This is a genomic window from Micromonospora sp. MP36 (assembly GCF_008119785.1).
GTDB lineage: Bacteria > Actinomycetota > Actinomycetes > Mycobacteriales > Micromonosporaceae > Micromonospora.
This window is the reverse complement of the sequence record NZ_VSFA01000015.1, coordinates 84,610-109,000: the sequence shown is the minus strand read 5'-3', so window position 1 is coordinate 109,000 and position 24,391 is coordinate 84,610. Positions and strand designations below refer to the sequence as shown.

The window sequence follows — 24,391 nt, the reverse complement described above, 5'->3', positions numbered from 1 at the left end:
GACCGGCTGCAGGAGCTCCGGGAGATCGGGGTGCAGCAGTTCGCCCTCTACCTGATGCACGACGACAAGGAGAAGACCCTGTCCGCGTACGGCAAGGACGTGATCACGCAGGTGTGATCCGCAGGCCGCCGACATGCAGCGCGTCGTGGGGCCGGTGGGCGGCGAATGTTCCGGCCGCCCACCGGCCCCACAGGTGCCGCTACCGAGCGCGGCTGGCGCCCCTCATCGAACGATCCGGATGCTGTCGATCCGAACGTCACCTTGGACGGTGAGCGGATCGACGCGAAGCATGGTCAGTCGAGCGCCCTGTGGCGGAATCGGCACCGTGTAGGAGTGGAGCCCGCCCGCCTTGACCGAGAAGCGGGTGCTCCTGCTCTCCGCGAAGAAGGGCTCGTCCGCCGTGCCCCAGAAGATCTGCGCGTCGCTGTCCGTGGAACTCGACATCGTGATCTCGGCGCTGGCGCCCTCGCTCACGTCGATGGACAGCGGGCTGCCGTAGACCAAGTACGGGTCGCCGCCGGTCGAGGTCGACCGGAGGGGCCCCTCCGCGACCACGAACGGGGTCAGCTGGTTCGCCGGCTGCCAGCCCTCCGCATCGCCGTCCGTGTCAAAGAGCCACGACCGCAAGGCCGACGTGATCCGGACCGAAGCCGTACCCCCGGTCAGGTTGCCGTAGGTCTCCCGCCGGCAGCGCCGTCTCGAACCAGGCCGGTTTGCTCCAGTCGCTGAGCATGCCGGCGCCGTCCCAGACCCGTACGCGCCAGAAGTACCGGGTCCGGGCCCGCAGGTCCGGCCCTGGGTAGCGGACGTTGACCGAGTCGCGGCTCGTCACGCGCCCGCTGTCCCAGACATCCGGCTCGTCGAAGCGGTCGGCGGCGGTCGCGACCTGGATCTGCCTTGCGGACTGCACGATGCCCCGCGCCGTGCCGGTGATCCGCTAGGAGAAGGTCGGTGCCTAATCGTTTCAAGCGACTGGTTATAGGTCGAGAAGGTACCCTCCGTCCGTCCACAGGGAACGCCCAGGCGTGGCCGGTTCCGGTCACCGCGACGGGGCAGGAAGCCGCGCCGGCCGGGCGACCGAGAAGCCCTCGGGGTCCGCCGATCACCACCGCCAGCGCAGGAAGCGGCGTTGGCGCCGCACCTTCAAGCTCGACGACTGAAGTTTGCCGCTCACGTGAATGTGCAGGCCGCCTGAGTCCGGCACCCGCTGCTTGGCCGTGCTGGAGGACATCTCCACCTGGTCGATTGAGGCGGAGGCCCCGGGCGGCAACACCAGCGTGAGCGAGCTGGAGCGAACGTTGAGCGACACCTGCACCGTCGGCGACGTGATCACGGCGTCGGTCAGGTCCAGCCGTACCTTCGACGAGCGGGCCTCGACCACCACCTGCCTCGGCACGACCCACCGGCCGGCCCGCTTGAGCGACGAGGCGCGCGACCGCAGCTCGAGCACCTGCGGCGCGGCGGCCGCCGGCAGGTCCGCGGTGAAGGGCGCCAGGTCAGCGTGGGTACGAGCGGCGAGTACGCCTCCGATCCGGTCCTCGAACTCGGCGAGCGTGAGCCGTCCCTCGCCCACCGCCTGGTTCAGCTGCTCGACGACCTGGTTCCGCTCGGCATCGGACACCCGCATCTCGGGCCTTGGCATCAGCTCTCCCGTCACCCGCTCAACCTACGGCCTACCGCGACGGAACGGCAGCAGCATTCGGGGCATGTCCGCCCCCAGCGGCCATCGACCCTGGCCACTGGCGCAACTACCATGATCCCGCCGTGAAAGCCCCCACCACGGGAGGTACCTGTGCGCCAACCGCGCCACCGCATTCTGCTTGCCGCCGCCTTAGCCACCACATCGATCCTGGCCGTGCCCGCGGCACCGGCCGGCGCCGCGCCGACGCCGTCACCCGGCATCGTCGTCCGCGACGGAATGACGCAACCGGTGTTCTCGTTCACCGACGCCATCGAGGAACGGGTGTGGGTGGAGACGCCGCTCGACACCGACCATGACGGCCGGCTCGACCGGGTCGTCGCCGACATCTCCCGCCCTCGGGAGACCGCCACCGAGGGCTTCAAGGTCCCCGTCGTCTTCGAGCACAGCCCGTACCGCAAGGGCACCTGGGGCGACGTGCCGTACCCGAGCGTGCTGGTCGACGAGCTGCCGCAGACGGGGCTCACCCAGCAGCTGCGCAGCCAGGCGCAGGCGGTCGGGATCCAGCGGGCCAAGGCCAACCTGCCCGGCTCCCTCGACGACTACTACGTCCCGCGCGGATACGCGGTGGTGCTCGGGCAGAGCATCGGCACCGCGGACTCCGACGGGTGTCCGACCAGTGGGGACATGGCGGAGACGCTGGGTACGAAGGCCATCATCGACTGGCTGGGTGGCCGGGCGAAGGCGTACAACGCCGCCGGCGAGCCGGTCACCGCCGACTGGACCACCGGCGCGGTCGGCATGACCGGCGTGTCGTACAACGGGACGCTGCCCAACATGGTGGCCACGACCGGTGTCGAGAACCTCAAGACCATCATCCCGGTCTCCGCGATCAGCAACTGGTACGACTACTACCGGGCCAACGGACTGGTGGTGGCGCCGGGCACCTTCCAGGGTGAGGACCTGGACATCCTCGCCCAGTACACCGCGGGCCGGGCGCGCGCCGAGGGCCGGTGCGCCGACGAGATCGCCCAGCTGACGGCCGAACAGGACCGGGTCACCGGGGACTACAGCGAGTTCTGGCGGGCACGCGACTACCTGCCGGACGCCAGGAAGGTCACCGCCAGCGTCTTCGTCGTGCACGGGCTCAACGACTGGAACGTGAAGACGGAGAACTTCGCCGGCTGGTGGGACCGTCTCGCCGCGGCCGGTGTGCCGCGCAAGATCTGGCTGCACCAGGGCGGCCACGGCGGGCCGGGCAGCTCCGCGACGGTGACCCTGCCGGGTGGCCAGGCGTGGACCTACAAGCAGACCGAGAACCGCTGGTTCGACTACTGGCTGTGGGGGGTACCGAACGGCATCATGGACGAGCCCACGGCGGTGCTGCAGCGCGAGGATCGGTCCTACACCACGTACGCCAACTGGCCGGACCCGGCTGCCCGGGACGTGGCGCTGCACCTCGCCGCCGACAGCCCGACCGAGCCCGGCAGCCTGATCACCACGGGGCCGCTGAACCAGCGCGCCGAGCAGTCCTTCGTGGACGAGGGCCGCACGATCAGCCCGAGCACCCTGGTGGCCGGTCCCGACACGGCCAGCGCCAACCGGCTCGTCTACCGCTCCCCGGTGCTGACCCGTGACGTGCGCCTGTCCGGACGGCCCGAGATGCGGTTGCGGATGTCCATCGACAACCGCGCCGACGCCAACCTGTCGGTCTACCTGGTCGACTACGGCGCGCCCGGCTCGACGGCGCGCCCGGTCGTGGTGACCCGGGGCTGGATGGATCCGCAGAACCGGACCGGCTGGTCGCACACGACCGCCGTCCAGCAGGGGATCATGTACGACTACCAGTGGACCCTGCAGCCGAAGGACTACGTCTTCGCGGCGGGGCACCGAATCGGGGTGGTCGTCTTCTCCAGCGACCAGGAATACACCCTGCTGCCGCTCGGCGGCACCCGACTGACCGTCCAGCCCGGCTCCAGCCGCCTCACCCTGCCAATCGTCGGCGGCCGCGAGGCGCTCGGCTTCTGAGGTACGTCGCCGGCCCGGACGGCTCCCGCGCCGTCCGGGCCGGCCACGGCCCGCTGTCCACCTTCCGCGACGCCCAGCCCGTGATCAACCGACGGTCGCTCCCGCCGCTGATCCCGGCTCGGCGAATGCCCGCCGAAAAACGGGGTACACCGGGCCGGCGATCGCCATTCGGGCAACGGCCACGGGGGCCTCGTGAAGGGCGGAGCCGAATGAACCCTTTCCGGCACACAGCCCGTGGTGTCGGACAGATTTGGGCGCCGCGCGCCCGTCCCGTCCGGGCGCCCCGCGTCGGTCGTCGCCCGTTGACCCGGCTGACCGTGGTCAGCCTGGCGGCACACGTGGCCTTCGAGCTGGGCGCCGGCGTCGGCATGCCGCTCGCCTCGGTGATCGGGCCGTACGCCGCCGCGGGTTTCTGGACCCTCGTCACCGGCGGGGTCCTGACTGCCACCGCTCGCGACGAGTCCGTGGACACGTTGTTGGCGGCGGCGAACGGCTTCGGGCTCGCCGCCGTCTCGGCCCATCTGCTCGGTTGGCCGACCCGGCGCAGCAGGGCAGGCGTGCCGTGGCTGGTGGACTGCGAGGGGCTGGGACCCGAGTTGATGCGCTTCTACAACCCGATCCTCTACACCTCGGCCGTCGCGGGCCTGCTCGCCGTCGCCGGGGAGAACCCCACCGCCCGCCGGCGCGTGCCGGTGGCGATGCTCGGACTCGTGCCGGCGCTCGTCGCCTACCAGCACTGGGAGCACCGGCGGTTGCGGCGGCAGGCGCACACCCGCCCCGCGTGGTGGAACCGCCGGCTACGGCGCCTCACCCCCGCACCAGGGCACGACCCCCGCTGAGCTCACTCCTCGATGGCGCCGCCGACCGCGCGCAGATGGTCCCGGAAGGTCAGCGTCGGGTTATCCGCCCGGGCGGCCAGGTAGCCGCCGAAGCCCACCTGCGCCCGCAGCGGTTCACCGGCGCGGATCCGGTCGGCCTGCCGCCGCTCGGTGTCCCTGATGGACTCCGCAAGGTCGAACAGTTCCCGGGCCCGGGTGGCCGGGATGAAGAGCACCCCATCGTCGTCGGCCAGCGCGACGTCGTCGGGGCCGATGGTCCACTCCCCCACCCGCGCCGAGGTCAACGCCTCCGGCGGCCGGGGGTCGAGCCGCTGCGGCCCGGTGGGGGTGGCGCCGAGGCTGAACACCGGCAGCCCGACGGCCCGGATGTCCCCGGTGTCGCGGTGCAGGCCCCAGACCACCAGGCCGGCCAGCCCGGCGGTCTGCGCCTCCAGCACCACCAGGTCGCCGACGCACGCCTCGTCGGTGCGCCCGCCGTTGTCCACCACCAGCACGTCGCCGGGCGCGGCCCGGTCGATCGCCTCGAGGAACATGTCGACGCTGCCGACGTGCCGGGCCGGCAGCACCCGCCCGGCCGCCCGCCCACCGGCCACCACCGGTCCCACGCCCGGCGGGGCGCAGCGGACCGGCACGCCGGCCCGCAGGCAGGCGTCGGCGACGTGGGCGGTGGTCAGACTCGCGAAGCGGCCGCGCAATTCATCCGGGTCCATGGCCATGACCCGACGGTAGTCAGCCGCGGCGGTCGTGGGAGGGGCCAGTTTCCGGTCCGTGGCCTGCCGCCGCACCGGCTCGCGCCCCGCCTCGGGCCGGCGCGGTGACGCGCGGAGCCCCGCCCCGCCGTCCGCGGGTACGCCGCCGCAGCCGAAGGCGGCGTCGGGCACGCGGGGTGTCCCGCTGTGGCCGGAGCATCCGCGCCCGGATCGGCGGACGCAGCTCCGCCTCACCCGCGCCGGCCGCGCTCCGCACGATCCGGTTGGCGTCGTCCGGGTCGCAACCGGTGGCCCGCAGCAGCTCGCTGGCCGCCGTGCGCAGGTCGGTGATCACCCCGTCACCGTACGAGCGGACGCCCTGGGCCCACGCCCGGCCGGCCAGTTGGGCGCTCTCCTGGGTCAGCTGGTGGGTGCGGTCCAGTTCCCCGCCGGAGCGGCCCGCGTGGCGCAGCGCCCGTGCGGCGTCGGCGAGCCGGGTGACGGCGTCGGGGAGTTCAGCGGGGATGGGCTCGCCGTACTGCAGGGCGGTGGCGGATCGGCGGGCCACCGACCGGGCGTAGAGGATCAGCCGTTCCAGGTGTGCGGCGCCGTTGGCGTAGCGGTGGTACAGCGCGCGGCGGTGCCAACGGGCCGGCGCGAGCGTGACCACCTCCCCGGCGCCGGTGAGCGCCTCGTTGAGCCGCCCGACGTCGGCGTCCAGCCCGCGCAGTCCCTCCAAGGCGCGGACGGCCGCGTCGGCGTCCCGGGTGGTCAGGGCGTGCGCCACCGCGTCGAGCTGCGCGGTGAGGAGGGTGAAGATCGGCTTGGCCGCCCGGTCCAGCACCCGGATCGGGTTGACCGGCAGCAGCAGAGCGACCACCGCGAGGCCGACCGCGCCGCCGACGAGCGCGTCGAAGATCCGGGGCAGCTCGAGGCCGGACCGGACCGGGGCCAGGGCGGAGATCAGGACGGCGGTACCGCCCGCCTGGGCAACCAGGGCGCCGCCCCGGCCGGCTACCAGCAGCGCCGTCGCGATCGCCAGGGCCACCACCAGCCCGAGCTGCCAGGTCCCGGAGCCGAGCAGGAAGCGCAGCAGGTCTCCGACGACGATGCCGAGTCCCACCCCGATCAGCAGCTCGGCTGTCCGGCGGGCTCGCTGTCCGATGGCGGTGGCGATGGTGCCGACCGCGGCGGCCGGGGCGAAGACGTGCGCGCCGGGACCGAGGAGGTACTGGGCGAGCAGGGCGGCAAGTGCGGCGGCGAGCCCGGCCTGCACGGAGATCACGGTGGTGATCTCCAGCTGGCGCAACCGCAGCCGGCCGGCCTGTCCACCCTGGGCGCGGGCCCGGCCCACCGCTCGTTCGCCCCGCTCGGTCACCCGGTCCAGTGGTGAGCGGACGCTGTCGGCGGTGCGGCGCTCGTCGGCCATGGCGGCGGTTACCCGGCGCGACGCGGGTGAATCGTCCCGTTGGTGGTGGTTGTGGCGGCCGCCCGCTCGGCGTCCGGGTCAGCGGCGGAACGTGCGGTCGAGCAGGTCGAACAGGGCTGCCCAGTGCCGTTCGGTGGCCTGCTCGTCGTACTCGGAGGTGTCGGCCTGGGTGTAGCCGTGGCGGGCGCCGGGGTAGACCTCGGAGCGGTAGGTGACGCCCGCGCTGTCCAGGGCCTTCTCCAGGACGGCGATCTGCTCGGCCGGCATCGACGGGTCGTGGTCGGCGTGGCCGAAGTACAGCTCTCCGGTGACGGAGCCGACGGCGAGGTGGGGGCTGTCCGGGGCGTCGGTGGCCAGCCGCCCGGCGTGGAAGGCGGCCGCGGCGGCGATCCGGTCCGGGTGCGCCTCGATGGCGCGCAGCGCGTTCCTGCCGCCCATGCAGTAGCCGGTGATGGCGACCGGGCCGGGCGCGACGTCGGGCTGCGCGGCCAGGAAGTCCAGGTAGGCGGCGGTGTCCCGGGCGATCACCGCCGGGGTCAGGGAGCGGATCATCGGGCCGAGCTGCTCGAACAGCGCACCGCGCTGGGACGGGTCGCGGAGCCCGGACAGGTCGACCAGCGGCGCGCGGCCGAAGCGGTGGAAGAGATTCGGCACCAGCACGACGTGGCCGCGGGCGGCAATCGTCTCGGCCATCTCCGCCATCTGCGGGCGCAGCCCGAACGCGTCCATGAACACCAGGACTGCCGGGAAGGGGCCGTCCCCGTCGGGCCGGACGAGGTACGCGTCGGCCATCCCGTCGCCGGTCGGCACGTCCACGGTCGTCGTGTGCACGGTGGGAGCCTCCTCGCGTTGATCGTTCGGGTGCACGCTACTCGCCGCGTCGCGGGGCCGCCCGTCGAGGGCGCGGCGCGCGCGGTGACCGGTCAGCGCGGGAGAACCGTGCGACTGCCCCACCTCAGCCCTGGCCGGAGCTCGGTGCACCCGCGGCGTCGTAGGTCTTTCCGTGCCCGGGTGTCTGCGGCATCCTGGATCGATGGGAGAGGTGCGACCGATGCCCAGCTTCGGTGACCTGTTCACCGACCTGCGCGGCGAGGACCGGACCCTGCGGGTCAGCTACCACCCGGACCGCGGTGCGGTGGTGTTGTCCCTGTGGAGCACGCTCTGCCGTGGCTCGTTCCGGATGCCCGTCGACGACCTCGGGCGACTCCTGACGCTGCTCACCGACATGCAGCGTGTCGCCGCTCCCGATGATTCGGCCGGCGGTGACGTGACCGGGTCGGGCCCGGCCGCCACCGAGGTCGGTGAGCTCGCCTCGGCACCGTCGGTGGAGATTACCGGCGACGTCTCCGCGCACCGGGCGGCCGTGCCGATCCAGCCCGTGCCGCGGGTGGCCTGACGCCGCGCGTGTTCTGATCTCGAACGTGCGGAACTGGTACGAAACGGGGCAGCGGTCCTCGCTTCCGCGGGCTACCGTCATGCTCAGGAATTCGGAAGGGAGGGACGATGCTTCCCGTCTCACCACACACCACCCGCCTTCGCCACCCCGCCTCGCGCGCCGCGCTCGGGATGGCCCTCCTCGTCGCCGGCCTGGCCGTTCCGGCCACCTCGGCGTCGGCCGCCGCTCCCACCACCTCCACCGTCGCCACCGTCACGCTCGCCGCCACGAGCAAGCCGGTGCTGCGACAGGGCTCCCGGGGCACCGCGGTCAGCACCCTGCAACGCCGGCTCACCGCGCTGCACTACGACGTCGGCGGGGTCGACGGCATCTTCGGACCGTCGACGCACCACGCCGTCGTCGCCTTCCAGAAGGTGAACGGGCTGACCCGGGACGGCATCGTCGGCCCGCGCACCTGGGCGGCGCTCGACCGCCCGGTCGTCCCCAAGCCGAGGTACACGCACTCCGGCTATTCGCTCGAGGCCAACCTGACCACGCAGGTGCTGTACCTGGCGCGCGGGGGGTCAGTGGTACGGATCCTGGACGCCTCCAGCGGCAAGGCCAGCACCCCCACCCCCACCGGCAACTACACGATCCAACGGCGCATCGACGGCTGGCGACAGAGCGACCTGGGCCTGCTGTGGCGGCCGAACTACTTCTACCGCGGCTACGCGGTGCACGGCGCCACCTCCGTGCCGACCTATCCGGCGAGCCACGGCTGCGTCCGGGTGCCCATCCCCGCCATGAACCGGCTCTGGTCGGTCATCGGGGTCGGCGTCCCCGTGCACATCTACCGCTGACGCGCCACCCGGGCCGGCGGCCCGCCGATCCTTGCGCGGGCCGCCGGCCCGGGACGGCATGAACCGACCTGCGCCGATAGCATCGCCGGAATGTCGATCCGGCCGGCCGTCTTCCGGCTGCTCATGCTGCTGTCGGCGACGCTGTTCCTGGCGGTGGCGCTGACCATCCGCGCCCTCGCCGACGGCCGCCTCGAGCAATACTCGGGCACCGCCCTCTACGCGTCCCTGGTGTACGCCGGGGCGCTCTTCCTGTGGCCGCGCCTGCGCCCGCTGCCGGCCGGGGTCGTCGCGGCCGGCTTCTGCTGGGCGATGGAGTGCTTCCAGCTCACCGGCGTACCGGCCGCGTTGTCCGCGCGCAGCCTGCTGGCCCGGCTGGTGCTGGGCGTCCAGTTCGATCCGGTCGATCTGCTCTGGTATCCCGTCGGCGTGGTGCCGCTGGTCGTGCTGCACCGGCTGCTGCCGTTTGAGCCGGCGACGGCGGGGAAGACGCGGGCATCCGTCCGAGAGAAGGGCCCTGATGATGGACGACAACCAGTTCATCGGCCTGGTGGCGAAGCGCACCGGGACGTCGTCGCGGCAGGCGACCGCCCTCGTCCGGGCCACGCTGACGACGCTGGCGGAGCGGATCGACGGCGGCGAGGCGCGTGATCTGGCGGGCCAACTGCCCGAGGGCCTGCGACCGTACGCGTTCGGCCCGAGTGAGACGGCCGAGCGTTTCGGGCTCGACGTCTTCCTGCAGCGGGTCAGCGGGCGCGCCGAGGTCGACCCGGAGCGGGCGAAGGACGGGGCGACCGCCGTGTTCGACGCCCTCCGTCAGGCGCTCCCGCCCGGGGCGTACGACGACGTGGTGTCCCAGCTTCCGGCGGAGTTCGGCGAGATCGCCGACCAGACCGCGCCCTTCGTGCAGCGCACGCGCTGACCGGGGCGCTCGGGTCGGAGGCCACGATGACCGCCAACTGGGACGAGCAGGCTGACTCGCTGCGCCGACCGCCCGACGCCGACGCGCAGGAGCAGCGGCAGGACGAGACCGTGGTCGGCCCGCCGGACACGGTCTCCGAGGCCGTGCCGGAGGCGTCCGAGGCGGACCTGGCGGAGCAGGGCGTCCTGCGGCCGCCGAGTGACCGGACCGACCTGGCCGGCGCCGTGCACGGCGGCGTCAACCCGGCGGACGCCGTGGAGCAGAACCAGGAGATTCCCGTACCCGACGAGGACCGCCGGGACTGAGCGTCCGGAAACCGCGCCGCGGGCGCAGCGCGCGGACGGCAGGCAGGCCGGTGGCCGACCGGCCGGCGGCGGCACTCAGCGGTCCGGGCTGTCCGCGGCGGCCATGATGCGCAGCGCGTTCGGGTCCAGGCCGATCCGGATCGGTGTCTCGCCGTACAGTTCGCCGTCGACCTCGACCGGCGCGGGCCGGTCGGTCTCCAACCACAGTTGGCGGACGGCGAGGAACGGGTGGTCGCCGAGCGTGCGGCGGTGCCCGGTGGCGGCGTTGCGGGCGGTGTCGCGCAGCAGTCCGCGGCGGGCCGGCCCGCCGACGGGGTACGCCACCAGCAGCCGGTCGTCGGCGTTGGCGTCGGCGGTGATCGGCCGGCCGGCCTGGTGGCCGCCGTTGGCCACGTACAACTGGTGGGTGACGAACTCGTGCGTGCGCGCCTCGGCGCGCACGGTCACGCGCAGCGGCCGGTGCCGGGTGAGCAGCGCCAGGGCGGTGAGCGGGTACGCGAGCCGGCCGGCGGCCCGCTTGAGCCGCGGCGGCGTCCGGAGCATCACGTCGGCGGACAGGCCGACGCCGATGTGGTTGGTGAACCGCATGTTCCCGACGAGGCCGAGGTCGACGTCGATTACCTTGCCGCCGGTGAGGATCCCGACGGCGGCGTCGAGGTCGAGCGGGATGCCGACCGTGCGGGCGAAATTGTTGGTGGTGCCCAGCGGCAGCAGGCCGAGCGCGATGTCACGGTGGGCGAGCAGCCGGGCGGCGGTGCCGATGGTGCCGTCGCCGCCACCGGCGACCAGCAGGTCCGGTCGGAGGTCGGCGGCCGCGGCGAGGCGCTGTTCGAGTTCGCCGGGCCGGTCGACCGGGTCCGCGCCGAGCAGGGAAAACCCGGCCGCCAGCAGCCGCGACCGGGCGCCCTCGTAGAGCTGGCGGCCCCGGCGGGAGTGGGCGTTGACGACGAGCGCCGCGCGCCGCTCCCGCCGGATGGCCGCCCCCAGCTCCTGCTTGGTTCGCATGACGCCCGACCCTATCCGGCGGGCGCCGGTCAGGTGGTGAACAGCCGGCGTCCGATCAGTGCGCGGCCACGGCGACCGCGGCGGGTTCGACCTCGGCCAGCCGGGCGGGCCGGACCACCACGAGCAGGACGGCCATCGCCGCGACCATGCCGCCGGCGACCACCGCGGCCATCGCCACGCTGCCGGTGCCGAGCACGCCGACCAGCGGCGCGGCCAGCGCACCGACGCCGAACTGCACCGCGCCGAGCAGGGCCGCCGCGGTGCCGGCGGCCTCGCCGTGGCGGGACAGCGCCAGGGCGGGCGCGTTCGGCATGGCGAGCCCGGCCGCGGCGAGCACCACCCACAGCGAGGCGAGGATGGCGGCGAGACCGCCGAAGCCGGTGGCGGCGACGGCGAGCAGCACCAGTCCGGCCGCCGTGCCCACGGCGAGCGCGGTGACGAGGATCCGCTGCGGCGAGTACCGGCGCAGCAGACGCACGTTGAGCTGGGTGGCGGTGATCAGGCCGACGGCGCCGGCGCCGAAGGCGATCCCGAACTGCTGCTCGTCGAGCCCGTACTGCTGCTGGAAGACGAACGACGACCCGGCCACGTAGGCGAAGAGCGCCGCCATGGCGAGCCCGGCGACCAGCACGAGGCCGACGAACGTCCGGTCGCGCAGCAGCGCGCCGTAGTCCCGCACGGTGGCGGCCACGCCGCCGCGGCGGCGGCGCTCGGGCGGCAGGGTTTCAGCGAGCCCGAACGCCGCGACGGTGACCAGCAAGGCGCCGAAGACGGCGAGGGCAATGAACACGCCCCGCCAGTCCGACCAGCGCAGCAGCCCGCTGCCGAGGGTGGGGGCCAGGATCGGCGCCACGCCCATGACCAGCATCAGGCGGGAGAAGAGCCGGGCGAAGGCGGCACCGCTGAACAGGTCGCGGACGACGGCCATCGCCACCACGGAGCTGGCGGCGACGCCGAGCCCCTGCAGCACGCGCAGGGTGCCGACGATCCCGATGTTCGGGGCGATCGCGCAGAGCACGGACGCCACGATGTGCAGCCCGATGCCGGCGAGCAGCGGCTTGCGCCGGCCCACCGCGTCGGAGAGCGGGCCGATGAGCAGCTGGCCGAGGGCGAGGCCGGCGAGGGTGCCGGTCAGGGTGAGCTGGACGGCCGCCGAGGTGGTCTGCAGGTCGGTGGTGATGGCCGGCAGCGCGGGCAGGTACATGTCGATGGTCAGCGGCCCGATGGCGATGAGCGAGCCGAGGACGAGGACGAGGCGCAGCCGTTGCCGGGTGCTCATCAGGTCACCGGAAAGCTGGGGCGGGGTGGGTGTCTGGATGGTGTCGACGGTCGCGGTCGCGGGGCCACGTCCGTCCGGACCTGGGCGGAGAACTTGTGCGGCGGTCACACCTGCCACCAAATCACCGGACCGCTGATCTCATTCCCGGTCGGCTGGAAGGTGCCTCAGGTCACACGCCACGCGCAGCACGTCAATCGTTGAACCGGTGCCCGACGCGAGCCAGCAGTGGAGGACCTGTGGCGGACTATCCGAAGGCCATCACCCCGGTGGACCACATCGAGCCCGTGCCGCGCCGGGTCCGCGCGTTCCTCGCCGCCGAGCCGGTGCTGGACACCACCCGGGCCCGGTACGTGTGGGAGTGGCCGTTCTACCCGCAGTTCTACATTCCGAGCGCGGACGTGAACCGTGACCTGCTCGTCGATGAGCAGCGTACGGATCCGTCGCGGCGCGGCACCGCGCGGCTGCACGGGTTGCGGGTCGGCGAGACCACCCGTGCCGCGTGCGCGCGCTGGTACGGGGACGACGCGCTGCCCGGGCTGGCGGACACGATCCGGTTCGACTGGGCCGCCCTCGACGGCTGGTTCGAGGAGGACGAGGAGGTGTTCGTGCATCCCCGCAACCCGTACGCGCGGGTGGACGCGCTGCGGTCCGCGCGCCGCGTACGGGTGGAGCTGGACGGTACGGTGCTGGCCGAGTCGACGTGCCCGGTGCTGGTCTTCGAGACCGGCCTGCCGACTCGCTACTACCTGAACCGCACCGACGTGCACTTCCGCCACATGGTCCCGTCGGAGACCACGACCGCCTGCCCCTACAAGGGCCGGACCAGCGACTACTGGTCGGTCCGGGTCGACGGCACGGTGCACTCGGACCTGGCCTGGTCGTACAGCTTTCCCACCGCGGCGCTGCTGCCGATCGCCGGTCTGGTCGCCTTCTACAACGAGAAGGTCGACCTGGTCGTCGACGGGGAGCGACTGGCCCGGCCCAGGACGCACTTCTCCTGAGCGGCGGGCGGGGCGAAACCCGGTGTCGCGGCGTCCGGCGCGGGCGCATGCTGGGCGGCATGATCGACCATCGGTGGACGTGGCGCAGCCCGGCCCTGGCCCGGGCCATCGGTGCGCTGGAGGCGGAACTCGAGCTGGCCTGGGCGCGCCTGCTGGCTGAGCTGGACGTCGCCCCGGGTTCGTCGGAGGAGACGGCGCTGGGCTGGCTCGTGGCGGACAGCCCCGACGAGCACGACTGGCGGGTGGTCGACGCCGCCCTCGACCGGCTGACCTGCCCGTTCTGCGCAGCCACGCTCACCCGCGGCCCGGCCACCTGTCACCGGTGCGCCCTCTACCACGGCATGCGCTTCGCCGCGCGGGAGACGGACCGGCCGAACGTGCCGCCCGGCAACGAGCACGCCATCCGCGTGTCCTTCGCCGTCGCCCGCAACCGCGCGCGGTACACGCCGCGGGCCCGGGTCGGCTACGAACTGCTCCTGCCCGGCCTCGTCGCCGGTGAGCTGCCCACCACGGCCCAGGCCCAGGCGGCCAAAGCGTTGATCAACAAGTTGACGCCGGAGGAGTGCGATCAGATCGCCACCCTCGCCGAGGTCGAGGCACTCGCGCGTACCCGCTGAGCGGTCCGTGGCGGGGCGTTCCCACGCCTGGCAACTTTCTTCATCTCATCGCCACGGGTTGGAAACTGTTGACAGCACTCCGCGGCCCCCGTGATACTCGGTCGCCGGGCGTACGGCCAGCGCCCGGGCCGGGCTCAACCTGCTCGGCGACGGGCTCCGCAACGCCCTCGACCCGAGAAGTGGACGCAACGCATGACGGATCGCCTGGGTGACCTGCTGACCGAACAGGTCGACGATCGGTACGCCGGCCTCGACACCGCCTCGGTCGCGGAGTTGGCGGCGGTCATGAACGACGCGGACGCCACCGTGCCCGGCGCCGTGCGGGCCGCGCTGCCGCAGATCGTGCCGGCCATCGAAGGGATCGCCGACCGGCTGGCGGCCGGCGGGCGGCTGCTCTACGTCGGGGCCGGCACCGCCGGCCGGCTGGGGGTGCTCGACGCGTCGGAGTGCCCACCGACGTTCAGCACCCCTCCGGAGCTGGTGCGCGCCGTCATCGCCGGTGGCCCCGCGGCGCTGTTCGCGGCGCAGGAGGGGGTCGAGGACGACGAGGCGGCCGGCGCGCAGGCGATCGCCGACTGCGCGATCACGGCCGCCGACGCGGTCGTCGGGATCTCGGCGAGCGGCCGCACCCCGTACGTCCTGGCGGCGGTGCGGGCCGCCCGGCAGCGGGGCGCGCTGACCGTCGGCCTGTCGTGCAACGCCGACACCCCGCTGAGCGCCGCCGCGGACCAGGCGATCGAGGTGCCCGTCGGCCCCGAGGTGCTGGCCGGCTCAACCCGGCTGAAGGCCGGCACTGCGCAGAAGCTCGTCCTCAACATGATCTCGACGATCTCGATGATCAGGCTGGGCAAGACGTACGACAACCTGATGGTCGACCTGCGGGTGACCAACGCCAAGCTGCGCGACCGTGCGGTGCGCATCATCCGGCGGGTCACCGGGGCGCCCCGCGCCGAGGCGGAGGCGGCGCTCGACCGCGCCGACCTGGATGTCAAGACCGCGATCCTGATGCTCGACGGCCCGGTCGACGGGGCGGATCCCCGCCAGCGGCTGGCGGCCAGCGGCGGCCGGCTGCGCAAGGCCCTGGAGGCGAGCCCGTGAGGGTGCTGGGCATGATCTCCGGCACCTCCCACGACGGCATCGACGTCGCCGCCGTCGACTTCACCCTGCGCGACGGGGTGCTGCACGGCACCGTCGCATACGCCGACAGTGCGCCCTACCCGGAGGAGCTGCGGGTCCGGCTGATGCGCGCGCTGCCCCCGGCGGCGCTGACCTTCGCCGAGGCGTGCGAGCTGGACACGCTGATCGGTCAGGCGTTCGCCGAGGTGGCGGCCGGCGCGGCCGGGCGGGCCGGCGGGGTCGACCTGATCTGCTCACACGGGCAGACCGTCTTCCACTGGGTGCAGGGACGCGAGGTGCGGGGCACCCTGCAGATCGGGCAGCCGGCCTGGATCGCCGAGCGCACCGGCGTTCCGGTGGTCGCCGACGTACGGGTACGGGACGTGGTCGCCGGCGGCCAGGGCGCACCGCTGGTTTCCCTGATGGACGTCCTGCTGCTGTCCGGCCTGCCGGGCCGGCCGGCCGCGCTCAACCTGGGCGGCATCGCCAACCTGACCGTGCTGCGGCCGAGTGGCGGCGGCCCGGTGGCCTACGACACCGGGCCGGCGAACGCGCTGATCGACGCCGCCGTCGTACGCGCCAGCGGCGGCCGGCTGCGCTACGACGAGGACGGCCGCCTCGCCGCCGCCGGCCGGGTGCACGACGGCCTGCTGGCGGAACTGCTCGCCGAGCCGTACTACCGGCTCGACCCGCCGAAGACCACCGGCAAGGAGCTGTTCCACGCCGCATACCTGGAGTCGGCGCTGGCGGGGCGCCCCGGCCTGTCGGACGCGGACGTCGCCGCCACGCTCACCGCGCTCACCGCGCAGACCGTCGCCGATCAGGTACGCCGCCACCGGGCCGACACCCTCGTCGCCTCCGGCGGCGGCTGCGCCAACCCGGCGCTGATGGACATGCTGCGGGAGCAGCTGCCCGGGGTGCGGGTCACCACCGCCGACGAGTTCGGCGCGCCGGCCGACACCAAGGAGGCGATCGCCTTCGCGCTGATCGGCTGGCACACCGCGCACGGCCTGCCCGCCACGGTGCCGTCGTGCACCGGCGCGACCGGCGCCCGGGTGCTCGGCGCCATCGTCCCCGGCGCCGGCCCGCTGCGCCTGCCCGCGCCGGTGGCCGCCGCGCCCACCGCGCTGCGGCTCACCGGTGCCGGCTGACGCGTCGACGTGACCGGGTAGCCGCACCGTTCAGCAGGCTCGGGCGGGCCCGCCGTGAGGTCGGCGAAACGCCGAGGCGGATACACCCGCCCGACCCTCGCGCGGCGGGCCGCCGGCAAGTACTCTCCCGGCGGAGAGGAACGCGATGATCAGTCGTCGAAAGTTGATCGCCACCGGTCTGGGCGTCACGGCCGGCCTGGTGACGGCAGGTTGCAGCCAGAAGTCGCCGTCCAGCGCGGCGTGGTCGCAGCCCGGTCCGGCCGCGGCGAACGCCCCGGCGCCGAAGGTGCGGGTGACCGTGACCCCGGCCGCCGACGCCACCAAGGTGTCACCGCTGGAGCACGTCGTCGTGGCGGCCGAGGGCGGCACGATCAAGGGCGTCTCGGTGGCCACGGGCGGCAAGTCCGTCGCCGGCAAGCTCGGCGACGACCAGATCTGGCGGTCGACCGGCAAGCTGGCCTACGGCAAGACGTACACGGTCACCGTGACGGCGGCCGACTCCGCCGGCACCGTGACCGAGCACCGGTGCACCTTCAGCACCGTCAAACCGTCCGGGGTCGCCGGCGTCACGTTCCAGGCCAACGCGCTGACCGCGCTCCGGGCCGGCGGCACGTACGGGGTCGGTCAGCCGGTGATGGTCAACTTCAGCAAGCCGGTCAAGAACCGCGCCGAGGCCGAGAAGGCGATGCTGGTGCAGACCACGCCGGCCGTGGAGGGACGGTGGCGCTGGATCGACAGCCGCAACGCGCACTGGCGGCCCGCGAAGTACTGGACTCCCGGCACGAAGATCTCGGTGAAGGTCAACCTCTTCGGCCAGAACCTCGGCCAGGGTGTCTACGGCGGCTCCAACGCCAGCACGGACTTCACCATCGGCCCGTCCCGCATCGCCATCGCCGATGCCCGTACCCACCGGATGAAGGTGTACATCGACGGCAAGGTGGTGCGGGACATCCCGATCAGCATGGGCAAGGGCGGCACCACCACGGGCGCGAACGGGGAGACTGTCAGCTACTGGACGCGGTCCGGCCCGCACGTGGTGATGACCCGCGAGCCCTCGCACCGGATGACCTCGGCCAGCTACGGGGTCACCGACCCCAAGGACCCCAACTACTACGACGAGGTCATCCAGCTCTGCCTGCGGATCTCGTACTCCGGCGAGTTCGTCCACATGGCGGACTGGAACATCGGCGCCCAGGGCAACCAGAACACCTCGCACGGCTGCATCAACGTCGGGCCGGCCCACGCCCGGTGGTTCTACGACACGTTCCGGCTCGGCGACGTGGTCGACGTACGCAACACCCCGCGAGCGATGACGCTCACCGACGGCGTCGGCGACTGGACCATCCCGTGGGACAAATGGTGACCGGTCCGCACGCCGGCCGTCCCGGTACCGCCGTCGTCCCGTGACAGACCGGGCTCGTCACGGGCGGCGGCGGAATGTGGCGACCCAGCCGTCGAGCCGCGAGGAGGACCGGATGCGCCTGCACGTGGGGTGTGCGATGTGGACGCACCGGTCCTGGCAGGGACGGTTCCTGGCCCACCCGCTGCCAGCCGGCGAGCGGCTGCGCGCCTACGCCGGCTGGTGCACCGCGGTCGAGGGCAACACCACCTTCTACGCCACCCCGCCACCAGAGACGGTGGCAACGTGGGCACGGCAGACCGACCCCGACTTCCGGTTCGTGCTCAAGCTGCCGAAGGCGGTCACGCACGAACGCCGGCTCATGGGCGCCGAGGACGAGCTGCGCGGCTTCCTGACCGCGATCGAGCCCCTCGGCCCACGGGCCCACGCCCTCTGGATCCAGTTGCCGGGCTCGTTCGGCCCTGCCGACGTACCCTCCCTCGCCCGCTTCCTGCGCGGGCTGCCCACCGCCCACCGGTACGCCGTGGAGGTCCGCCACCCGGCCTTCTTCGACGACCCCCGGGCCGTGCGCGCGCTCGAGGAGACGCTGGACCGGGTCGGCGCGGAGTGGATCCCCTTCGACACCACCGCCTTCTTCCGCACCCGGCCGACCAGTGACGCGGAACGGGAGGCGTGGACCCGCAAGCCGCGTACGCCGCTGCGCACCCGCGCGCTGACCGACCGGCCGATCGTCCGCTACCTCGGCCGGGACGACCCGGCGCGGACGGTCGAGGGCTGGCAACCGTGGCTCGACGTGGTGACCGGTTGGCTGCGCGAGGGCCGGTCGCCGACGGTGTTCGTGCACACTCCGGACAACGCCGACGCGCCCGACCTCGCGCGCAGGTTCCACGACCAGATCCGGGCACGCCTGCCCGAGGTGGAGCCGCTGCCCGAGCAGGCGCCGGTCGGGCCGTCGACGCTGTTCTGACCCGCTGCCGGCCGCTGGAGACGCGCCGGGCCGGTGCGGCTTCGACCTTTCGAGTGGGCTGACCCCGTCGTCAGCCTGCCCCCTTTGCCGCTGCTTGTCGGAAATTCCGAGGACGGCGCCGGACGTCCGGGCTGCCGTGAGGGGCATCTCGTGCACGCCCTGTCGTGTCCATGCGGCGCGGCCGGGTATGCCGTGAGGATCGAGCCCGGGTGGGGGCAGGGGTTGACGGGTTCACGCGGTTCACGTCTACGGGGAGGGGAAGCCCGACGTGCAGCACCACTTCGAGGACCGGGAGCCGGAGGCCGGGAGCCGCCCGGAGCGCGCCGGGCGCCGGGACCTCTCGGCCGAGCCGGACGACGCGATGACGGACGAAGATGCCCGGGCTCCGGACACCTCACCCACCGAGGAGGAGCCGACGTGGCGGACCGTGGAGGTGTCGGACGGGCAGGCGTGGGCTCCGCCCGCGCCGCCCTGACGTGAGGCACACAACACGCCCTCGTTCCCGGCGCGGAAAATCGGCTGACCGCGAACGTAGGCCCGGTTAGCTTCCCCGGAATGCAACCACTCGATGAGAAGGACATCCGCAAGTCCTTCGTCAACTGCAGCAAGGGCGAGGCGAGCCGGATCCGGCTGCCCGCCGCCTTCGCCGAGGGCACCATCCCCTGGGCCGACCTCGACTTCCTCGGCTGGACCGACCCGGGTGCCCCGCTGCGGGCGCTGCTGGTCCTGCCCGGCGAGGACGGACCGACGGGCGTGGTGCTGCGGCGGCCCGAGGCGTACAAGCCGAGCACGATGCGGTCGAGCATGTGCCGGATCTGCCTCACCGACCACACCGCGTCGGGGGTGGCGTTGTTCGTCGCGCCCCTGGCCGGGGCGGCCGGGCGCAACGGCAACACCGTCGGCGAGTACCTCTGCGCCGATCTGGCCTGCTCGCTCTACCTACGGGGCAAGCGGCAGCCGAAGATGCGGCTGGTCCGCCGGGAGGAGACGCTGACCCTGCAGGAGCGGATCGACCGGGCGGTGGCCAACCTGGCCGCCTTCACCAACCGGGTCGTCGCGGGCTGACCCGCGCTCCGTCGACGGCGGAACGTCGACGGCAACTGTGAGAGACGGCGAGCTGATGCAGCAGGCAACGAGTGGCGGCACAAGACCTGGCCCCGCCGGCCGCGATCGTGCGGCCGGCGGGGCCAAACCCTGAGCTTCCGGTCAGGCGGCCGGCTGTCCGGCCGGCAGGAACCGGGAGAGGAAGGCCCGGGTACGCGGGTTGGTCGGCCGATCGAGCACCTCGGCGGGGGTGCCGCTCTCGACGATCGTGCCGCCGTCCATGAAGACGACCCGGTCGGCGACCTCGCGGGCGAACGAGATCTCGTGGGTCACCACGATCATGGTCAGCCCGTCCGCGGCGAGGTCCCGCATGGTGGCGAGCACCTCACCGACCAGTTCCGGGTCCAGCGCGCTGGTCGGCTCGTCGAAGAGCATCAGCTTGGGGCGCATGGCGAGGGCCCGGGCGATGGCCACGCGCTGCTGCTGGCCGCCGGAGAGCTGCCGGGGGAACGAGTCCGCCTTGTCCGCCAGGCCGACCTTGTCGAGCAGGACCCGTGCCCGTTCGGTGACCTTCGCCCTGGGCTCCCGGAGCACCCCGACGGGCGCCTCGATGATGTTGCCCAGCACCGTGAGGTGCGGGAAGAGGTTGAAGTGCTGGAACACCATGCCGATCTGGCGCCGGGTCCGGGCGATGCGACGTTCCGGCAGACGGTGGATGCGGCCGCCGCGCTGCTCGTACCCGACGAGTTCCCCGTCGACGGTGACGGAGCCGCCGTCGATGCGCTCGAGGTGGTTGACGCAGCGGAGGAAGGTGGACTTTCCGGAGCCGGACGGGCCCAGGATCACCACCACCTCGCCGGGGTGCACGTCCAGGTCGACCCCCTTGAGCACCTCCAGCGGCCCGAAGTGCTTGCGGACGCCACGAGCCGACATCAGCGGCTGGTCGGCAGCGGTCATGACGGCACCTCCACCCTCGCCACAGCCGGCTTACGACGGATCTTGAGGACGTCGCGGTACCGGGTCGGTGCGTTGCGGTTGCTCCCTCGGGCGTAGTGCCGTTCGATGAACGACTGCCCGACGTAGAGGATCGACGTGATCACCAGATACCAGACGCACGCCACGAGCAGGAGCGGGATCGTCTGGAAGGTCCGGTTGTAGATGGACTGCACGGTGTAGAGCAGGTCGCTCAGCGCGATCACACTCACCAGTGAGGTCGCCTTGAGCATGTTGATCACCTGGCTGCCGGTGGGCGGCACGATGAACCGCATCGCCTGCGGCAGGACGACGCGGAAGAGCGTCCGCGTCCGGCTCATGCCCAGCGCCTGCGCCGCCTCGGTCTGGCCCTGGTCGACCGACATCAGACCACCCCGAACAATCTCGGCCATGTAGGCGCCCTCGTTCAGCCCGAGGCCGAGGATCGCGGCGAGCAGCGGCGTGATGAGCGCGTTGGTCTCCCAGTGCGTGAACTCGGGGCCGAACGGGATGCCGATCGACACCCGCGGCATCAGCGCCGACAGGTTGAACCAGAAGATGAGTTGCACCAGCGCCGGCACTCCGCGGAAGAACCAGATGTAGAGCGCGGCGAGGGACCGCAGCAGCCAGTTCGTGGAGAGCCGGCAGACCGCCAGGAGCACACCGAGCACGATGCCGACGGCCATCGCGATGACGGTGAGCTTCAGGGTGGTCCACAGGCCACGGCCGATCGACTCCGTGTTGAAGTAGCGGAGGACCACGTCCCATTCGAAGTTGGGGTTGGTCACCAGCATGTGGATCAGCTGCGCGGCGAGGACCGCGACCACGACGGTCGCCACCCACTGCAGCGGATGCCGCTGGGGCACGGCATGTGCGACGTCGACCGGCTCGGCGACGCCGGCGACGCGATCGTCGGCGGCCCGGGTTGCCGGAGCTTTCTGGGCCACGGTGCTCACCCCTTGCCGCCGGCCAGGTTGATGCCCGGCTTGTCGAGCTTGTTGCCGTCGAGACCCCACTTCGCCATGATCTTGGCGTAGGTGCCGTTGTCGTAGAGCTCCTGCAGCGCGGCCAGCAGCACGTCGCGCAGCGCCGAGTCCTTCGGCACGACCGCGCCCTGGAAGAGGTCGTCGAAGCCGTTCTTCTGTCCGGTGGCGGCCAGTTCCAGCTCACCGTTCGACTGCTTGACGAAGTAGGTCAGCGGCGCCTGCGAGGAGAAGAAGGCGTCAGCGCGGCCGGACTTGACCGCCAGGATCGACGAGGGCTGGTCCTTGTACGACTGCACCTCGAGCGCCGGCTTGCCCGCGGCGGTGCACTTCTGCGCCTGCTCCTTGATCACCTTCTCCGCCGAGCCGGCGGCCATCACGGCGACGCGCAGGCCGCAGGTGCTGTCGAGGTCCTTGATCTGCTTCGGGTTGCCCTTCGGCACCGCGAAGACGACGAACTCCTGCACCCAGTCGACGAAGTCGTTGTCGGTCTCGCGCTCGGGGAAGTCGCCGATCGGGCCGAGGGCGAAGTCGTACCGGCCGGCCTTGATGCCGGTCAGCACGCCGGAGAGACCCTCGACGGTCACGTGTTCGACCTTGATGCCGAGCACCTGGCCGAGCGCGTCGGAGAGATCCGCGGCGGCGCCGCTGAGGTCCCGGTTGCTGCCGACGATCTCGTAGGGCGGGAAGGAGCCGCTGTTGACCGACACCAGCTTGCCGGACTGCTTGATCTTGTCAGGCAGCTTGTCGTGCAGCGCCGTGTTCTGCTGCTGCGTGGTGGTCTCGCCCCCACCGCCGCCCTGCTGGGCTTCGGAGGGGTCCTTGGCGCAGCCGACGAGCGACAGCGAGAGCAGCACGGACACGGCGGTCACTGCGATGGGGGTACGGCGCATGACTATTCCTTCAATCCAAGGTTGCTGTTGGTCAGCCGGTCGTGGTGGCAAGTGGTCGGGTCGGGGTGGGGTCGACGGAGAACCGTCGGTTGGCCAGCACGGGGAGCCGCTGCCGGGCCTGGGCCAGTCGGTCGGCCGACACCTCGGCCCAGAGCAGGTCCGGGTCCTCGGCGAGGCGCCCGACCACCACCCCGAGCGGGTCGACGACCATGGAGTGCCCGATGTTGCGCGGGCCGCATTCGCCGCAGGCCGCGACGTAGACGGTGTTCTCCAGGGCGCGCGCGGAGACCATCAGCTCCCAGTGCCGCTCCTTGAGCGGTCCTCGGACCCACGCCGCGGGCAGGACGAGGAGGTCGGCGCCGCCGTCGGTCACGAGCAGTCGCGCCATCTCGGGGAAGCGTACGTCGTAGCAGGTCATCAGGCCGACGGTGTGCCCGGCGCAGGGGAAGGTCACCACCGGGCCGTCGGCGGGGATGACGTTGTCGGACTCCCTGGCGCCGAACGCGTCGTACAGGTGCAGTTTTCGGTAGTTGGTGAGCATCTGGCCGTCACGCAGCACGACGAGGGTGTTGTACGCCCTGCCGTCCGGTCCCGGCTCGTGCACTCCCGCCACCACGGTGACCCGGGTGCCGGCGGTGGCGGCGGCGAGTCCGGTGACGAAGGGCCCGTCCAGCGGCTGGGCGGCGCTGCGCAGCCGGGTGAAGTCGTCGGTGAACCGCGCCAACACCCCCTCGGGCAGGACCAGGAGGTCGGCCCCGCCGGCCGCGGCCCGCTCCACGAGGGTCGTGCACTGCTGGAGATTGACCTGCCAGTCCTCGCTGGCGGCGAGCTGGCCCAGGGCGAGGCGCATCTACTCCACTCCCGTCTCGGTGGCGATCTTGGTGTACTCGGGGAACAGCACGTCCGGGTCGATCAGCGATTCGGCGATGCCCTGGGCGTGCAGTTCCGTGCAGAAGGCGCTGATCATCGAGCGGTTGGCCGCCAGGCCGTACGGCATCCAGTCCGCGCCGTAGCGCCGTTCCGTGTCGTCGATCTCGGCGAGCGCCCACGGCGTGGTGTCGGCGTGTTTGCGGTAGTCGACCCACCACGCCTGCTGCGAGGCCCGCAGCGCCGTCATCAGGTCGGTGAGGATCTCCGGCCGTGCCTCGACGCGCTCGCGTTTCACGGCGATGAGGTGGATGCCGGGGATGAATCCGACCTCTTCGCCGTAGCGGACTTCGGCCGCGCGGTAGTCACGGTACAGCGGGCGCAGGGGCGCGTCGTCGCGATGGAATCCGGGCGGCATGAACGGCGTCATGATCGCGTCGAGCGTGCCGTCGAGGAGGCCGCCGACGAGGGACTCCCCCGGTCCGGCGAGCCGCACCCACGGCGGTGGCGTCATCCCGCCCATGCGGTCGCCGCCCGCCGCGTCGGGGGTGAGCGGCCCGACCATCCACTCGACGGCGGTGAGGTCGAGGCCGGCGCGGCGCAACACGGCTCGGGTCCAGGTGTTGCCGGAGTCCGGCCACCCGGTCAGGCCGATCCGGGCGCCCGCGAGGTCGGCGGCGTCGGCGGCGGGGCTGTCCTTGCGGACCAGGATGCAGCGGTGCCGGAAGCCGCGCATGACGAAGGCGGGGATGCCCACGAGCCGGTCGTCGCCGGCCGCGCGGGCCAGGGTGTACCGGCTGAAGGAGGTTTCGCCGGCGTCGAGATCGCTCTCGTCGAGCAGGTGCGGGGTCGCGGCGAGGCGTGCGACGCGCACGTCGAGCGGGGGCGCTCCGACCTCGCCCAGCGCGAGCGGCACCAGGTGCGACCAGGGTCGAACACCGAGGTGAAGCGGGGTGTGCAGTGAGGTAGCCATCGCCGGCAACGATAAAGTTCAGACCCCTGTCCGACAATAGAAGTTTTGTTACTGTTCATTCTTCCCAGCATGTGGTGAAC

General features: G+C 72.6%; 28 protein-coding genes. 16 read left to right on the top strand and 12 right to left on the bottom strand.

Annotation, left to right across the window (positions count from 1 at the left end):
* The first annotated feature begins 349 nt into the window (after positions 1-349).
* Positions 350-499, top strand: a complete 150-nt coding sequence (locus FXF52_RS41635; protein WP_187413506.1) for a hypothetical protein — start codon at positions 350-352, stop codon at positions 497-499.
* 108 nt (positions 500-607) lie between these two features.
* Here FXF52_RS41635 and FXF52_RS14885 read toward each other — a convergent pair whose 3' ends face one another.
* Both FXF52_RS14885 and FXF52_RS14880 read right to left on the bottom strand, forming a co-directional pair.
* A complete protein-coding gene (locus FXF52_RS14885; protein WP_148797476.1) occupies positions 608-910 on the bottom strand; it encodes a hypothetical protein in 303 nt (100 codons plus the stop codon).
* A gap of 192 nt (positions 911-1,102) precedes the next feature.
* Positions 1,103-1,642 (bottom strand): DUF1707 domain-containing protein, encoded by a 540-nt coding sequence (locus FXF52_RS14880; protein WP_148797475.1) that lies wholly within the window; start codon positions 1,640-1,642, stop codon positions 1,103-1,105.
* A gap of 150 nt (positions 1,643-1,792) precedes the next feature.
* On the opposite strand from FXF52_RS14880, the gene FXF52_RS14875 reads away from it, so the two are divergent.
* Both FXF52_RS14875 and FXF52_RS14870 read left to right on the top strand, forming a co-directional pair.
* A complete protein-coding gene (locus tag FXF52_RS14875) occupies positions 1,793-3,667 on the top strand; it encodes a Xaa-Pro dipeptidyl-peptidase (protein WP_148797474.1) in 1,875 nt (624 codons plus the stop codon).
* Positions 3,668-3,969: 302 nt separating this feature from the next.
* Positions 3,970-4,506: a hypothetical protein gene (locus FXF52_RS14870; RefSeq protein ID WP_148797473.1), complete on the top strand. Its 537-nt coding sequence runs from the start codon at positions 3,970-3,972 to the stop codon at positions 4,504-4,506.
* Positions 4,507-4,508: 2 nt separating this feature from the next.
* Here FXF52_RS14870 and FXF52_RS14865 read toward each other — a convergent pair whose 3' ends face one another.
* The 3 genes from FXF52_RS14865 to FXF52_RS14855 all read right to left on the bottom strand — a co-directional run bounded on the left by FXF52_RS14865 (position 4,509) and on the right by FXF52_RS14855 (position 7,455).
* Positions 4,509-5,222 carry an RraA family protein gene (locus FXF52_RS14865; protein ID WP_222870520.1) on the bottom strand — a complete coding sequence of 238 codons (714 nt, stop codon included), beginning with the start codon at positions 5,220-5,222 and terminating at the stop codon, positions 4,509-4,511.
* A gap of 13 nt (positions 5,223-5,235) precedes the next feature.
* Entirely contained in the window at positions 5,236-6,624 is a 1,389-nt protein-coding gene (locus FXF52_RS14860) for an aromatic acid exporter family protein (RefSeq protein WP_148797472.1), read from the bottom strand.
* Positions 6,625-6,702: 78 nt separating this feature from the next.
* Complete coding sequence (locus FXF52_RS14855; protein ID WP_148797471.1) at positions 6,703-7,455, bottom strand: dienelactone hydrolase family protein; 753 nt, start codon at positions 7,453-7,455, stop codon at positions 6,703-6,705.
* A gap of 220 nt (positions 7,456-7,675) precedes the next feature.
* On the opposite strand from FXF52_RS14855, the gene FXF52_RS14850 reads away from it, so the two are divergent.
* From FXF52_RS14850 to FXF52_RS14830, 5 genes are all read left to right on the top strand, one after another.
* Entirely contained in the window at positions 7,676-8,020 is a 345-nt protein-coding gene (locus tag FXF52_RS14850; RefSeq protein WP_148797470.1) for a hypothetical protein, read from the top strand.
* A gap of 107 nt (positions 8,021-8,127) precedes the next feature.
* On the top strand, positions 8,128-8,859 hold the full coding sequence (locus FXF52_RS14845; protein WP_148797469.1) for a L,D-transpeptidase family protein: 732 nt from the start codon (positions 8,128-8,130) through the stop codon (positions 8,857-8,859).
* Positions 8,860-8,949: 90 nt separating this feature from the next.
* Positions 8,950-9,507, top strand: a complete 558-nt coding sequence (locus FXF52_RS43065) for a DUF2809 domain-containing protein (RefSeq protein WP_148797468.1) — start codon at positions 8,950-8,952, stop codon at positions 9,505-9,507.
* Positions 9,407-9,778, top strand: a complete 372-nt coding sequence (locus FXF52_RS14835; RefSeq protein ID WP_255471969.1) for a DUF2267 domain-containing protein — start codon at positions 9,407-9,409, stop codon at positions 9,776-9,778. The genes FXF52_RS43065 and FXF52_RS14835 overlap by 101 nt, the downstream gene beginning before the upstream one ends.
* A 26-nt stretch (positions 9,779-9,804) precedes the next feature.
* The gene (locus tag FXF52_RS14830; protein ID WP_148797467.1) at positions 9,805-10,083 is read left to right on the top strand and encodes a hypothetical protein; all 279 of its coding nucleotides are present in this window, start codon (positions 9,805-9,807) and stop codon (positions 10,081-10,083) included.
* A gap of 75 nt (positions 10,084-10,158) precedes the next feature.
* On the opposite strand, the gene FXF52_RS14825 is transcribed toward FXF52_RS14830, so the two are convergent.
* The gene (locus tag FXF52_RS14825; protein ID WP_148797466.1) at positions 10,159-11,088 is read right to left on the bottom strand and encodes a diacylglycerol kinase family protein; all 930 of its coding nucleotides are present in this window, start codon (positions 11,086-11,088) and stop codon (positions 10,159-10,161) included.
* Positions 11,089-11,143: 55 nt separating this feature from the next.
* Entirely contained in the window at positions 11,144-12,367 is a 1,224-nt protein-coding gene (locus FXF52_RS14820; protein WP_148797465.1) for a multidrug effflux MFS transporter, read from the bottom strand.
* Positions 12,368-12,603: 236 nt separating this feature from the next.
* On the opposite strand from FXF52_RS14820, the gene FXF52_RS14815 reads away from it, so the two are divergent.
* From FXF52_RS14815 to FXF52_RS14780, 8 genes are all read left to right on the top strand, one after another.
* Complete coding sequence (locus FXF52_RS14815) at positions 12,604-13,368, top strand: DUF427 domain-containing protein (protein WP_148797464.1); 765 nt, start codon at positions 12,604-12,606, stop codon at positions 13,366-13,368.
* Positions 13,369-13,427: 59 nt separating this feature from the next.
* Complete coding sequence (locus tag FXF52_RS43865) at positions 13,428-13,985, top strand: hypothetical protein (RefSeq protein WP_148797463.1); 558 nt, start codon at positions 13,428-13,430, stop codon at positions 13,983-13,985.
* 192 nt (positions 13,986-14,177) lie between these two features.
* Positions 14,178-15,083 carry an N-acetylmuramic acid 6-phosphate etherase gene (murQ, locus tag FXF52_RS14805; RefSeq protein WP_148797462.1) on the top strand — a complete coding sequence of 302 codons (906 nt, stop codon included), beginning with the start codon at positions 14,178-14,180 and terminating at the stop codon, positions 15,081-15,083.
* An 11-nt stretch (positions 15,084-15,094) separates the two neighbouring features.
* Positions 15,095-16,252: an anhydro-N-acetylmuramic acid kinase gene (locus tag FXF52_RS14800; protein WP_255471968.1), complete on the top strand. Its 1,158-nt coding sequence runs from the start codon at positions 15,095-15,097 to the stop codon at positions 16,250-16,252.
* A gap of 145 nt (positions 16,253-16,397) precedes the next feature.
* On the top strand, positions 16,398-17,615 hold the full coding sequence (locus FXF52_RS14795) for an Ig-like domain-containing protein (RefSeq protein ID WP_148797460.1): 1,218 nt from the start codon (positions 16,398-16,400) through the stop codon (positions 17,613-17,615).
* Between the two features lie 136 nt (positions 17,616-17,751).
* Positions 17,752-18,579, top strand: coding sequence for a DUF72 domain-containing protein (locus FXF52_RS14790; RefSeq protein WP_222870521.1), 828 nt, complete (start codon positions 17,752-17,754; stop codon positions 18,577-18,579).
* A 268-nt stretch (positions 18,580-18,847) separates the two neighbouring features.
* Positions 18,848-19,054: a hypothetical protein gene (locus tag FXF52_RS14785; RefSeq protein WP_148797458.1), complete on the top strand. Its 207-nt coding sequence runs from the start codon at positions 18,848-18,850 to the stop codon at positions 19,052-19,054.
* 80 nt (positions 19,055-19,134) lie between these two features.
* Positions 19,135-19,644: an FBP domain-containing protein gene (locus FXF52_RS14780; RefSeq protein WP_148797457.1), complete on the top strand. Its 510-nt coding sequence runs from the start codon at positions 19,135-19,137 to the stop codon at positions 19,642-19,644.
* A gap of 141 nt (positions 19,645-19,785) precedes the next feature.
* On the opposite strand, the gene FXF52_RS14775 is transcribed toward FXF52_RS14780, so the two are convergent.
* The 5 genes from FXF52_RS14775 to FXF52_RS14755 are packed head-to-tail and all read right to left on the bottom strand — an operon-like array spanning position 19,786 to position 24,311.
* Positions 19,786-20,580, bottom strand: coding sequence for an amino acid ABC transporter ATP-binding protein (locus FXF52_RS14775; protein ID WP_148797456.1), 795 nt, complete (start codon positions 20,578-20,580; stop codon positions 19,786-19,788).
* Positions 20,577-21,542: an amino acid ABC transporter permease gene (locus tag FXF52_RS14770; protein WP_255471964.1), complete on the bottom strand. Its 966-nt coding sequence runs from the start codon at positions 21,540-21,542 to the stop codon at positions 20,577-20,579. Before FXF52_RS14770 ends, FXF52_RS14775 begins: the two co-directional genes overlap by 4 nt.
* Before the next feature lie 5 nt (positions 21,543-21,547).
* Positions 21,548-22,471 (bottom strand): ABC transporter substrate-binding protein, encoded by a 924-nt coding sequence (locus FXF52_RS14765; RefSeq protein WP_148797455.1) that lies wholly within the window; start codon positions 22,469-22,471, stop codon positions 21,548-21,550.
* Positions 22,472-22,502: 31 nt separating this feature from the next.
* Positions 22,503-23,321, bottom strand: coding sequence for a nitrilase-related carbon-nitrogen hydrolase (locus FXF52_RS14760; protein ID WP_148797454.1), 819 nt, complete (start codon positions 23,319-23,321; stop codon positions 22,503-22,505).
* The gene (locus FXF52_RS14755; protein ID WP_187413505.1) at positions 23,322-24,311 is read right to left on the bottom strand and encodes a hypothetical protein; all 990 of its coding nucleotides are present in this window, start codon (positions 24,309-24,311) and stop codon (positions 23,322-23,324) included.
* Positions 24,312-24,391: the final 80 nt, after the last annotated feature.